Here is a 12,892-nt window from a genome sequence, read left to right as displayed (position 1 = left end):
TGGGTTGCTCGATCTGCAATGGCCCGTGCCGCTCAGGCGGTACGGGCCGACGCCAGCAGCGCCGTGAGACGCTCGGCCACCCGCTCGACGACCGGCGCCCACTGCGCGGGCTGCGGCTGCCGGAACAGGTCGACGGAGTCATACCAGGGCTGCGTCTCTCCGGTGCCCCAGGACCAGTGCGAAACGTGGTCGAGCATCGCCAGCACGCGATGCCCCAGCGCGCCACCGAGATGCAACGGCGCGCTGTCGATCGTCACCAGCGCGTCCAGTGCGGCGAGATGGGCCGCCACGTCGTCGAAACCGTGTTCGTAGCCGCCGCTCAGATCGCACACGCGATAACCCTGCGCGGCGAGCGCCGTCACGTCGGCGTGGCGGCCGGGCGTGAGCGGATGGAATACGGCGTCCGGCAGCGTCAGCAGCGGCGCCAGTGCGGCGAGCGGTATCGAGCGTTTGGCGTCGCGCCGGTGCGTCGGGCTGCCCGACCACACGAGGCCGATTTGCCACTTCGCCGCGGGCGCGCCTGCGTCGACCCGTTCGCGCCACGCCGCCGCCTTCGTCGCATCGGCCCGCAGGTACGGCGTGCCGCGAACCTGCTCCGGCTGAAGGCCCAGCACGAGCGGCAGGCTCATGATCGGCAAGCCGTAGTCGGGCGAGCCGAGCGGGCCATCTTCGATCGACACGCAATCCGCGTAGAACCGCGCAAACAGCGGTTGCAACGCGCGACGCACCGCGAGCACCAGGCGGCCGCCCTCGTCGCGCACGCGCGCAGCCAGTTGCGGAACGAAGCGGACCATCTGGATGTCGTCGCCGCTGCCCTGCTCGCTGTGCACCACCAGCGTCCTGCCGCCGAGCGCTTCGCCATGCCAGCGCGGGCACAAGCGTGTCATCAGGCTGACGACGTTGTTCTGCTCGCGGTCTTCGCGCGCAAGACGCGCCTCGAAACGCGGCCATGCGCTCGACCAGTCGCCGCGCCTGAGTCCGAGGTCGGCGAGATCGACCGCGGCCTGTATGCCTGACGGATCGATCGCGAGCGCTGCCGCCAGCGCCGTTTCGCTGTCCTCATAGCGCGACTGCTCGCCGAGATACATGCCGATGGCCGCCAGCACGTCGGCATTGCCGGGCGCGGCGGCATCCACGGCGCGCATGGTGGCTTCCGCCGCAGCCGCGTCGCCGCATTGCCATTGCGCGTGACTGAGCTGCCACGCCATTTCCGCGTCGGCGGGATTGCGGGCAAGGCTCTCGCGGCAGATGCGCTCCACCGTCGGCCAGTCGCGAATCTCGCGGAACGCCAATGCGAGTTGCAGCGGCAAAGCCGGGTCGATCGCGGCGTCGAGCGCATACGCCCGCAGCAGTGCCGCGCGACGCTCGGCTCGCGCGTCCATTCCGGTGAGCGCCGCCAAGGCGATCGACAAACACCACGGCGCGCGCGCGTCCCACGGCGCCAGGCGCTCATAGGCGCGCAGCATATGTGCGGCGGCCGACTGCGCACCGCAGCCGTCGATCAGCCAGATCACCCAGCCGATCGTCGACTCCGGCGGCTGGACGGCCACCGCCAGTTCGCTGTTGCGCTGCGCGGCATCGGCGTGTCCGAGCGCGTCGGCGAAGAGCGCCACCCGCGCATGACGCGCTCCGTTCGCGCAAGCGTGCGCCTGCGACGCGCTGTGATAGGCCTCCTCGAAACGCCCGGCGCTCGCGCACAGGTCGGCGTGCAACTGCGGCGTCACACCTGCCTCGGCAAGCTCGACCGCGCGGTGCGCGGCGGCGTCGAAACCCTGCTCGCGCAGGATCGACCACAGGAGATGAACGGAATCAGGAGGAATGGCGAGAGCGGAATCGGACATTGGAATCGGGAGCGTGGTGGTCACGCGCGAACGCGTAATCGTAAAAATAAGATCCTGTGCTTATGGTGCTTAAAGAATGCAAACAATCCCTCAAGCCTCCGAACAAAAAACGCGCGATCATAAGACGAAGCCGCGCATTTGCATCTCACAAACCAATCTCAATTTAATGGCGTTGATTCTATTTAGTTAGTTAACCATAATGAATTTCAGTCGACGAAGGGCATGACCCTGCCGGCCGACCAGATCAACCCGTCACCCTATGGAGCAACGTTTGAATACCGAAAAATTGAAGGAAACGTCCGACCGCATCGCTCATCTGGCCGCTGTCGTGTTGCGGCGCGCGGGTATCGCGCAGATGGAGAAGGAACTGGCGGGATCGGCACTGGCGCAGCATCACACGTCCAAACAGACCAGCAAGGCGATCGGCAGTCTCGCGGCTAAAGTGCTGGCCGATCATGTCTCGTGTCACGAGGCAAAGGAACTGGCCGGTTGCGTGCTTTCGCAAGTGCGTCATGTGGAGGGATCGGCGCCCGCGCGTTGAGCGCTCCGCCTGAGACCAACCAGGCAGCCTCGGCGTCGGCTTCGCCGCGCCGTACAAAAAAATGCGCTGCCGAAGCAGCGCATTTCTCAATCAGCAGCGTCAACGCGGCGCAGCGAAATCAGGTGCGATTCACGCCTCGTTCGCGCGCGCCAGCAGCAGCGCATTGGTGCGCTTCACGAAGCTCGCCGGATCTTCCAGCGCGCCACCTTCGGCGAGCAAAGCCTGGTCGAACAGCAAATGGCACCAGTCGTCGAAGTTCGCGCTGTCCGCATGCAGGCCCTTCACCAGCGCGTGCTCCGGATTCACCTCGAGAATCGGATGGAACGAAGGCGCCTGCTGGCCCGCGGCCTTCAGCATGCGTTGCAGATAGCCGCTCATTTCGCCGTCGTCGGCAACGAGACAGGACGGCGAATCGGTCAGGCGGAACGTGAGGCGCACGTCCTTGGCCTTGTCCTTCAGCGCTTCCTTCATCTTCTCGACGAGCGGTTTGAACTCTTCGCTAACCTTTTCCTGCGCCTCTTTTTCTTCGTCGTTCAGCGCGCCCAGATCGAGATCGCCGCGTGCCACGCTTTGCAGCGGCTTGCCTTCGAACTCGGTCAGGAACGACAGGATCCATTCATCCACGCGGTCGGTCAGCAACAGCACTTCCACGCCCTTCTTGCGGAACACTTCGAGGTGCGGGCTGTGGGTCGCGGCCTGCCAGGTGTCGGCGGTGACGTAGTAGATCTTGGTCTGCTCGGGCTTCATGCGCGCGACGTAGTCGGCGAGCGACACGGTCTGCTCAGGCGTGTCCGTATGCGTCGACGCAAAGCGCAGGAGTTTGGCGATCCGCTCGCGATTGGCGAAGTCTTCGCCAATGCCTTCTTTCAGCACCTGGCCGAATTCCTTCCAGAAACCGGCGTACTTTTCCTTGTCCGCCTCGTTATCCGAATTGGCCAGATCTTCGAGCATGGACAGCACGCGCTTGGTCACGCCTTCGCGGATCGCCTTCACGTCGCGGCTTTCCTGGAGAATTTCGCGCGACACGTTCAGCGGCAGATCCGCCGAATCGACCACGCCCTTCACGAAACGCAGATACGCGGGCAGCAGTTGCTCGGCGTCGTCCATGATGAACACACGCTTCACGTACAGCTTCAGGCCGCCGCGATGATCGCGGTTGAACATGTCGAACGGCGCGTGGGTCGGCACGTACAGCAGTTGCGTGTACTCGCTGCGGCCTTCGACACGGTTATGCGTCCACGTGAGCGGGTCCTGATGATCGTGCGAGAGGTGCTGATAGAACTGCTTGTACTGCTCGTCGGTGATGTCGCTCTTCGAACGCGTCCACAACGCGCTGGCCTGGTTGACGGTCTCGTCTTCGTCTTTCGTGACCATCGCGCTCTTTTCCGCGTCCCACTCTTCCTTCTTCATCAGGATCGGCAGCGCGACGTGGTCGGAGTACTTCTGAATGATCGATTTCAGACGATGCGACGACAGCAGTTCGTCTTCATCCGCACGCAGATGCAGCGTGATGGTCGTGCCGCGCGCGGCGCGCTCGATCTGCTCGACCGCGAAATCGCCCTCGCCCGCGCTTTCCCAGCGCACGCCTTCCGAAGCCGGCAAACCGGCGCGGCGGGTTTCCACGGTGATCCTGTCCGCGACGATAAAGCCCGAATAGAAGCCCACACCGAACTGGCCGATCAGCGCCGCGTCTTTCTGCTGGTCGCCGGAGAGCTTGCCGAAGAATTCCTTGGTGCCCGAGCGCGCGATCGTGCCGAGGTTGGCGATCGCTTCGTCGCGGCTCATGCCGATGCCGTTGTCGTCGATCGTGATGGTGCGCGCGTCCTTGTCGTACGACACGCGAATCCGCAGGTTCGGATCGTTCTCGTACAACGCGCTGTTTTCGATCGCTTCGAAGCGCAGCTTGTCGGCCGCGTCGGACGCGTTCGAAATCAGCTCGCGCAGGAAAATCTCCTTGTTGCTGTACAGCGAATGGATCATCAGGTGCAGAAGCTGTTTCACTTCTGCCTGAAAGCTCATGGTTTCTTGTGCCATGGTCGGACTTCCTCTCTGTTGCGAATGGGGTTCAAGTCAGGCGCGGCGCCGATCGTTGCGGGCTGACCGCCGGCGTGTCGCCTGGCAGCCGGCGGCGGGCGGCCCGCCGCCCGCCGTAGCCGTAGCCGTAGCCGTAGCCGTAGCCGTAGCCGTAGCCGTGGCCGTGGCCGAGCCGCCGGATCGTCCGCCTAATTGGGGGCAAGCCGGCGCGGTTTCAAGAGGCGCGCCGCGCCACGCCGTCGAGATAACGGCACAGAAACGTTGCCAGCTCAGGATCACCGCAGTTGGCGATATTGAAGCGCATCCATGTGGTCGGCGACTGCTGCGGCGAAAACAGGCTGCCGGGCGTGAGCAGAAAGCCGGCTTCATGACCGGCGGCCGCCAGCGCGTCGGCGTCGACACCGGTGTCGGCCCACAGGAACATGCCGGCCATTGGCGTCAGGAACAGCTTCAGGCCGGTCTTCTCCAGCATCCGCACGGATTTTTCGCGCACGCCGTCGAGCCGCACGCGCAGCCGTTCGACGTGCCGCCGATAATGCCCCTCGGTCAGGATCTTGTACAGCACGCGCTCGTTCAACTCCGGGCTCGTCATGCCGACCAGCATCTTCTGGTCGCTGACCGCCGTCGCCACGTCAGGCGCGCAGGCAATGAAACCGACCCGCAGATTCGGCGCGAGCGTCTTCGAAAAACTGCCCAGGTAGATCACGCGCTTCAACTGGTCGAGGCTCGCGAGCCGCGTGCCCGGATAGCTCGGCGGGCACAGATCGCCGTAAATATCGTCCTCGACGACGATGAAATCGTACGCTTCGGCCAGACGCAGAATGCGGAACGCCTGGGCCGCCGTGAGCGACGTGCCGGTGGGGTTTTGCAGCACCGAGTTGATCACCAGCATTTTCGGCCGCCAGGTCTGCACGAGCGATTCGAGCGCGTCGAGATCCGGGCCGTCCGGCGTGTACGGCATGCCCACCAGCCGCGCGCCCTGCGAGGCGAAGCGCCCGAACATCTGAAACCACGCCGGATCGCCGACAATCACCGCATCGCCCGGTTTCACGTAGATGCGCGAAATCAGGTCGATCGCCTGCGTAATGCCGGACACCATCACGATCTGATCCGGCGAAGCACCGATCTCCAGTTCCTCGAGCCGCGTCTGCAACTGCTGGCGCAGCGGCAGGAAGCCCTGCGGCGTGCCGATGCCGAGCATCTGCGCGCCGCTTTGCCGGCCGAGAGTGCGCAGCGCGTTGGTGATCAGGTCGCCGTCGAGCCAGCGCGCCGGCAGATAACCGAGGCCGGGACTGCGCTCCGGACGCGCGCCGGTGTGCAGCATGTTGCGCAGCAGCCAGACCACGTCGATAGTGGCGGGCGCCGGCGCCGCCTCGGTGAGCGGATGAATCTCGGCGGAGGCCGCGGCGGCGAGCCGCTCGCGCACGTAGAACCCGGAGCCGCGCCGCGACTCCAGAAAACCCTGCGCCACCAGCCGTTCGTACGCCTCGACCACCGTGAAGCGCGATACGCCCTTGTCGAGCGCGAGCTTGCGGATCGACGGCATGCGCATGCCGGGGCGGAACACGCGTTCCTCGATACGGCGGCGCGCCCACTGGACGAGCTGCTCCACCAGCGTCAGCGACGCCGTGTCGTGCGGGGCGGGAATCTGGGCAAGCGGGACGGACATGACAGGGGCTCCAACTGTACCGAATAGTATCGAACCGATTGTATCGTTACTGTGCAGGTCGGCGCCGCTACATTTGAGATAAGCAAAGGATGGGACGCAGTGCGGCAGGTCTTCCGACAGCTATGCCGATACTTTCGCGTCATCCGGCAAAACCCTGCCGAAACGCCATCCGCATGGCCCGCCGATCCGGCAAACGGTTATGCTTACGGCCCCGGCAACGTTGCCGCCACACCCGGCACGTACCGGTTTACCGCAGAAAACCGTTTTCCCGATCCGTCATGACTGCTCATCCGCTTCGCCTCGATCACCTCGTGATTTCCGCCCGCACCCTCGACGAGGGCACGCAGTACGTCGCCGATACGCTTGGCGTCGCGCCGGCCGGCGGCGGCGCGCATCCGCTGATGCGCACGCACAACCGCCTTCTGAACCTGTGGGGCGGCGTGTATCTGGAAGTGATCGCGGTCGATCCGCTGGCGGCGTCGCCGGACAATGCGCCGCGCGCCCGCCTGTTCGCGCTCGACGACCCGGCCACGCAAGCGCGGCTCGAAAACGGCCCGTATCTGTCGCACTGGGTTGCGCGCGTCGAGCGGCCGAAACACCTCCCCACGTGGCAGGCGCAGTATCCGCAGCGCATTCCGCCGGTGATTCCAATGACGCGCGGCGATTTCACGTGGGGCCTGACCGTGCCCGACGATGGCGCGTTCCCCGCCTGGCAAGGCAGCGGCGACGGTGTGCTGCCCTCGCTGATCCAGTGGGACACGGTGCGGCATCCGTCGGCGGTATTGCCGGAAACGGGCATTTCGCTGAAGGCCCTGAAGGGCGCGCATCCGCAAGCGGAGACGTTGGCGGAGCAACTGCACTGGCTGGGCGCTGCGCATCTGATCGAATTGCAGCCCACGGACGGCGCGCCGGCCCTCGTCGCCGAGTTTGAAACACCCGACGGTCTACGGACCCTTAAATAAGCAGCGCGCGCGGGTCGCCGACTCGCGCGATAATTGAAGTTTTGACCGGTTCCAGTACCAGCAGAGGAGACCATGGACCAAAGCGACTTGAAAGCCCCCATGTGGCAATTGTCCGAACGCGCACGCAAGCTCACGAGCTCGGCGATCCGCGAGATTCTGAAGGTCACGGAGCGGCCCGAAGTCATTTCGTTCGCGGGCGGCCTGCCCTCGCCGGCCACCTTCCCGGCCGAACGCATGCGCGCGGCGGCCGACCGCATTCTGCGCGACGAACCGGCCGCCGCCCTGCAATACAGCGCGACGGAAGGCTTTGCGCCGCTGCGGGAATGGATCGCGAAGCGCTATTCGGTCAACGGCGCGCAGATTCGCGCGAGCCAGGTGCTGATCACCACCGGCTCGCAACAGGCGCTCGACCTCCTCGGCAAAGTGCTGGTGTGTCCGGACAGCCCGGTGCTGGTCGAAACGCCGACCTACCTCGGCGCGCTGCAATCGTTTTCGATGTACGAGCCGCGCTACGTGCAAGTGCCGACCGACGAACACGGCCTCATTCCCGAAGCCCTCACGCCCGAGCTGACGGCCGGCGCGCGCCTGCTGTACGCACAGCCCAATTTCCAGAATCCGACCGGCCGCCGCCTGCCCATCGAACGCCGCCGCGCGCTTGCCCAGTTCGCGAAAACCGCGCCGTTCCCGGTGATCGAAGACGATCCGTACGGCGCGCTCGACTACGCGGGCGAACCGCTGCCCACCATGCTCTCGATGGCGCCGGACCATATCGTCCATCTCGGTTCGTTCTCGAAGGTGCTGGCGCCGGGCCTGCGGGTCGGCTACATCATCGCCCCCGAAGAGCTGATCTTCAAACTCGTGCAGGCCAAGCAGGCCACCGATCTGCACACGCCGAGCTTCACCCAGCGCATCGTGTACGAAGTGATCAAGGACGGCTTTCTCGACACACACGTGCCGACCATTCGCGAGCTGTATCGCAACCAGTGCGCGGCGATGCTCGCCTCGCTCGAACGCTACATGCCGGAAGGCGTAAGCTGGAACCGTCCGGAAGGCGGCATGTTCGTGTGGGTGAATCTGCCCGCGCAGATCGACAGCATGAAACTGCTCGAAGAAGCGGTCGCGCAGAACGTCGCGTTCGTGCCGGGCGGCCCCTTCTTCGCGAACGAAGCGCAACACAATACGCTGCGCCTGTCGTTCGTCACGGTGCCGCCGGCCAGGATCGACGAAGGCGTGTCGCGTCTCGCCGCGCTGATCCGCGCGAAGATCTGAGCGTTTTCTGCCTGGTCTTCGCCTGCCTCGCGTCTACCGAACTCCACTACTGACCAAGGACACAACATGGCTCAATCGAACGTGTACGACAAGCTCAAGGAACTGGGCATCGAATTGCCGGCCGCAGGCGCGCCGGCAGCCGCTTATGTGATGAGCGCGCAAAGCGGCAACACGGTGTACCTGTCCGGACACATCGCGAAGAAAGACGGCAAAGTGTGGGCCGGCAAGCTCGGCGCCACCCTTACCACCGAGGAAGGCAAAGCCGCCGCGCGCTCCATCGCCATCGACCTGCTCGCCACGCTGCATGCGCATGTGGGCGACCTGAACCGCGTCACGCGCATCGTCAAGCTCATGAGTCTCGTCAACTCGACGCTCGAATTCACCGAGCAGCATCTGGTCACCAACGGCGCATCGGAATTGATTGCCGATGTGTTCGGTGAACGCGGTAAGCATGCGCGCTCGGCATTCGGCGTCGCGCAGATTCCGCTCGGCGCGTGCGTCGAGATCGAGCTGATCGCCGAAGTCGGTTAACGTACCGAAGTCTGCACGCCGTATCACCGGGGTAGCCTGCAACGGCTGCCGGTTAGTCAGGCGTGGTGCGGTCAGAACGCGTCGCGAGGTGTCAACCACCCGCGGCGCGTTTTGCATTTGTGGCGAGGTAGCCCGTTCCGCCGTCAACGGATAGAATCCGCCAACACCATTCATCCGTTTGATTCGCTGGACCGCGCCCCATGCCCGCCCACACTGTCCGTTTCAAACAGATCGACGTATTCACGTCGGTGCCGTTCAAAGGCAATCCGCTTGCCGTGGTGTTCGATGCCGATGCACTCGATACCGAACAGATGCAGACCATCGCCCACTGGACCAATCTGTCGGAAACCACCTTCCTGTTGAAGCCCGGCGATCCCGCCGCTGACTACCGCGTGCGCATCTTCACCACGCGTGGCGAATTGCCGTTCGCCGGTCATCCAACGCTCGGCACCGCGCATGCGCTGCTCGAAAGCGGCTATCGGCCGAAGCAGGCCGGCAAGCTCGTGCAGCAGTGCGGCGTGGGGCTCGTCGAACTCGAGGCGCTGCCTGAAGCAGACGGCGCGTGGGCTTTCGCCGCGCCGCCCGCGCGCGTCACGCCGCTTGCCGAGGATCGCTACGCGGCACTCTCTACGGCTTTGCGTAGCGACGCGATCGATTTCAGCGCGACGCCCTGCGCGGTCGACAATGGTGCGCCGTGGCTCGTGGTGCGCGTCGATTCGGCACGCGCGTGCCTCGCGCTCGAACCCGATGCCGCCGCTCTGGCCGACATCGTGCATTCGGTGAATACCCACGGGCTTGCCGTCTATGGCCCGCACGATGCGAATGGCCCGGCCACTTTCGAGGTGCGTTGCCTGATGGCCGGAGGCCGCTTCGGCGTTGGTGAAGATCCGGTGACCGGCAGCGCCAATGCGGCGCTCGCGGGCCTGCTGAGCGCGCAGCAGTTGCGCCCCGGCGCACGCTATTCCGTGCGTCAAGGCACCGCGCTCGGCCGTGCCGGCCAGGTTCGCGTGCACTACGACGAGGCACGCCCCGAAGGAGATCCGCTTCGGGCACGCGGCAAGACGTGGATTGGCGGTCCGTCGGTGACGATCGTCGACGGCACGTTCCGCCTGCCCTGACCGGCGCGCGCCCGGCCCCGCTCGGACATGAGCCGAGGGCCGCCACCGCAGGCAGAACAGGGTTCACCCCGCCTCGCCACGCTCGACCACAAAACGCCGCATCGCTTGCTTCATTCAATGCGCGGCGCATTGGGAAAGGCCTGGCACACCTGAATGCCAGCACGCCGGAGCGCCGCTTGCCGATGAAATGCCCGAATACGACCGCGAGGCAACACCCTGAAGGCCGGCCACGCCGGCTGCCAGACCCGCCGTACGGGACAGCTTGTCGCGCCCGCGTATACCCGATGCCCGGACCCTTCCTTAATCCAGTGGCATTCAGTAATATCGAATCGTACCCGATGACCTGCGGATGGTCAGGCACGGCGCCACGCTCCCTTCTTCTGCGCAGCAGTTCCGGCACCTTGGTCACCATGCAGCCACCCATGAAATCAGCGCAGTCAATTCTCGCGCGCCTGTTACCGGCCGGCACCCGGGCACGGGCCGCCCGATGAGCCAGTCCCGCTTCTCAGACCAGCGCGAAGCCAAACCTCACCGCGATCCCGCGGTGTCGCGCCGTCGCGCGTTTCTCGCTATTCCCGCGCTCGGCGTTCTGGTCCTGATCCTGCTTTGGACGGTGATCTTCGCGCGTCTCTCGGTCGAGAAAGAAGCCACGTATCGTGAGGCAATGGCCTCTGCCGCAATTCTTTCCGCGGCGCTGGAGCAGCACACGGTCAAGGCGATTCACCAGGTCGACCAGATCACCCGCTTCGTCAAATTCGAGTTCGAGAAGACGCCGAATCATTTCGATCTCGCGAGCACGGTGGAAAAAGGCGTCGTGCAAAGCGAGACGCTGGTGCAGGTGTCGCTGATCGACGAACACGGCACGCTGATCGCCAACACGGCCGAACTCAATCCCCGCCACATCGACCTGTCCGATCGTGAACACTTCAAGGTTCACGAACACGAGAACGACGACCAGTTGTATATCAGCAAGCCTGTGCTCGGCCGCGTGTCCGGCCACTGGACCTTGCAGATGACGCGGCGCCTGAATCATCCGGACGGCTCGTTCGCGGGCGTGGTGGTGGTTTCCGAAGACCCCAGCTATTTCACCTCCGACTTCTACAACAACGCGGCGATCGGCCGTGAAGGCGTGATCGCGGTGATCTCGGACAGCGGCGCCGTGCTGGCGCGCCGCACCGGCACCGCCGACACCGCGAGCGGCGCATTCTCGGCGAGCGGCTCGTATCCGACCTCGGAGCACGTCTCGGGCACCTATGTCGATTCGATCGACAACGTCACGCGCATCGTGTCGTACCGGCATATCGACGGCTATCCGCTCGGCGTGCTGGTGGGTCTGTCGCAAGCGGAAGAATTCGCCGACTACAACCACACGCGCAACGTCTATCTGCTGATGGCGGGTTTCATCTCGCTCGCCATGCTGAGCTTCTTCGCGGTGGCCACTGGTCTCATCGGCAAGCTGCTCGGCCGCGAGCGCGAAATGACCCATCTGGTCGAATACGATCTGCTCACCGGCCTGCGCAATCGCTATGCCACGCTGCAAAGCCTTCGGCACGACGTCGCGCAACCGGCCAACCTCGGCCGCCTCGCGATCCTCTTCATCGACCTCGACAACTTCAAGACCGTCAACGACACGCTCGGCCACAATGCCGGCGACATCGTGCTGCAAATGACGGCCTCGCGGCTCGCCATCGCGGTCGGCGACGGCGGCGCGTTGAGCCGCATCGGCGGCGACGAGTTCGTGGTCGTGATCAAGGGCGAGGACGTCGAGAAGCGCGCCGTCACGCTGGCCGAAGCCGCGGCCGAAGCATTCGCCAAGCCGTTCGAAGTACGTGGCAGTTCGTTCGTGCTGCATGCGAGCATCGGCATTGCGCTTTACTCGGTCGCCAACGAAAGCGAGATCGACCTGCTGAAAAAAGCCGACCTCGCCATGTACAGCGCGAAAGACGCGGGCAAGAACTGCTACCAGTTCTATTCACCGCAGTTGTCGCATCGCGCCGATCATTTGATGAAGTGGGAACAGCAATTGCGCGTGGCGCTCGCCGAAGGGCAACTGTTCCTAGCCTATCAACCGAAGATCGATCTGACACGCCGCTGCATCACCGGTTTCGAGGCGCTGGTGCGCTGGAACCATCCGCAGCACGGTCTGATTCCGGCGAACGAATTCATTCCGGTGGCCGAATCGACCGGCCTGATCGTGCCGATCGGCGACTTCGTGATCGAGACCGCGTGCCGTCAACTCGCGCTGTGGCAGCAACAGGGCTACGACACGCTGTCGCTCGCGGTGAATATCTCGGCGGTGCAGTTCTGGCGCGGCGATCTGTACGAAACCATCTCGCACGCCATCGAGGAAAGCGGCATTTCCGCACGCCGCCTCGAACTGGAAATCACTGAAACGGCGATGATGGAATATCCCGAACTCGTCTCGGAGAAAATCTTCGCGTTGAAGCGCCTCGGCGTGCGCATCGCGCTCGACGATTTCGGCACCGGTTATTCGTCGCTGTCCTACCTGAACCGTTTCTCGGTGGACACGCTGAAAGTGGACCGTTCGTTCATCCAGGCAATTCCGGGCGACCGCAGCGTCTGCGTGATGGTCACCGCGATCGTCAACCTCGCGCGTTCGCTCGGGCTCACGGTGGTGGTCGAAGGCACCGAGACCGAAGAGCAGATCGCCTGGCTTGCCGCGCTCGGCCATATCGAGGCGCAAGGCTTCCTGTTCTCGCGGCCGGTGCCGGTGGACGCGATTCCCGCGCTGCTGGAACGCTTCGGCGTCTGCGGCATGGCGGGCCCGGGCCGACGCGCCGCGCACGATGCGGACAACACCACCAGCGTGTCCAGCACCAACACCTGAACGCGGCGACCGTGGCGGGTCGTCGCGAACTACCCGCGGCGCCGCAAACCGGCTACATTCTCGCTGTACTGGTCACAAG

The 12,892-nt window shown here is 64.7% G+C and carries 10 protein-coding genes; 6 read left to right on the top strand and 4 right to left on the bottom strand.

Features of this window, described 5'->3' with window-relative positions:
• Window positions 1-32 precede the first annotated feature (32 nt).
• Window positions 33-1,841, bottom strand: a complete 1,809-nt coding sequence (locus BXE_RS05480) for a hypothetical protein (RefSeq protein WP_011487391.1) — start codon at window positions 1,839-1,841, stop codon at window positions 33-35.
• Between the two features lie 259 nt (window positions 1,842-2,100).
• Between BXE_RS05480 and BXE_RS05475 the strand changes: the two genes are divergently transcribed.
• Window positions 2,101-2,382 (top strand): hypothetical protein, encoded by a 282-nt coding sequence (locus tag BXE_RS05475; RefSeq protein ID WP_011487390.1) that lies wholly within the window; start codon window positions 2,101-2,103, stop codon window positions 2,380-2,382.
• Window positions 2,383-2,511: 129 nt separating this feature from the next.
• Here the strand turns inward: BXE_RS05475 and htpG are convergent, their stop codons facing one another.
• The 3 genes from htpG to BXE_RS05465 are packed head-to-tail and all read right to left on the bottom strand — an operon-like array spanning window position 2,512 to window position 6,085.
• A complete protein-coding gene (htpG, locus tag BXE_RS05470; RefSeq protein WP_011487389.1) occupies window positions 2,512-4,416 on the bottom strand; it encodes a molecular chaperone HtpG in 1,905 nt (634 codons plus the stop codon).
• A gap of 31 nt (window positions 4,417-4,447) precedes the next feature.
• Window positions 4,448-4,618 (bottom strand): hypothetical protein, encoded by a 171-nt coding sequence (locus BXE_RS45685; RefSeq protein ID WP_158340912.1) that lies wholly within the window; start codon window positions 4,616-4,618, stop codon window positions 4,448-4,450.
• 12 nt (window positions 4,619-4,630) lie between these two features.
• Complete coding sequence (locus BXE_RS05465; RefSeq protein ID WP_011487388.1) at window positions 4,631-6,085, bottom strand: PLP-dependent aminotransferase family protein; 1,455 nt, start codon at window positions 6,083-6,085, stop codon at window positions 4,631-4,633.
• 278 nt (window positions 6,086-6,363) lie between these two features.
• On the opposite strand from BXE_RS05465, the gene BXE_RS05460 reads away from it, so the two are divergent.
• The 5 genes from BXE_RS05460 to BXE_RS05440 all read left to right on the top strand — a co-directional run bounded on the left by BXE_RS05460 (window position 6,364) and on the right by BXE_RS05440 (window position 12,813).
• Window positions 6,364-7,047 carry a VOC family protein gene (locus tag BXE_RS05460; protein WP_011487387.1) on the top strand — a complete coding sequence of 228 codons (684 nt, stop codon included), beginning with the start codon at window positions 6,364-6,366 and terminating at the stop codon, window positions 7,045-7,047.
• 72 nt (window positions 7,048-7,119) lie between these two features.
• Window positions 7,120-8,316 (top strand): PLP-dependent aminotransferase family protein, encoded by a 1,197-nt coding sequence (locus tag BXE_RS05455; protein WP_011487386.1) that lies wholly within the window; start codon window positions 7,120-7,122, stop codon window positions 8,314-8,316.
• 66 nt (window positions 8,317-8,382) lie between these two features.
• On the top strand, window positions 8,383-8,847 hold the full coding sequence (locus BXE_RS05450; protein ID WP_011487385.1) for a RidA family protein: 465 nt from the start codon (window positions 8,383-8,385) through the stop codon (window positions 8,845-8,847).
• 200 nt (window positions 8,848-9,047) lie between these two features.
• On the top strand, window positions 9,048-9,965 hold the full coding sequence (locus BXE_RS05445) for a PhzF family phenazine biosynthesis protein (protein ID WP_011487384.1): 918 nt from the start codon (window positions 9,048-9,050) through the stop codon (window positions 9,963-9,965).
• A 487-nt stretch (window positions 9,966-10,452) separates the two neighbouring features.
• Window positions 10,453-12,813, top strand: coding sequence for a bifunctional diguanylate cyclase/phosphodiesterase (locus tag BXE_RS05440; protein ID WP_011487383.1), 2,361 nt, complete (start codon window positions 10,453-10,455; stop codon window positions 12,811-12,813).
• Window positions 12,814-12,892 lie beyond the last annotated feature (79 nt).

Origin of the sequence: Paraburkholderia xenovorans LB400 (assembly GCF_000013645.1) — a bacterium.
Lineage (GTDB): Bacteria > Pseudomonadota > Gammaproteobacteria > Burkholderiales > Burkholderiaceae > Paraburkholderia > Paraburkholderia xenovorans.
The sequence above is the reverse complement of the archived record's forward strand: the minus strand, read 5'-3'. Positions and strand labels throughout refer to the sequence as shown.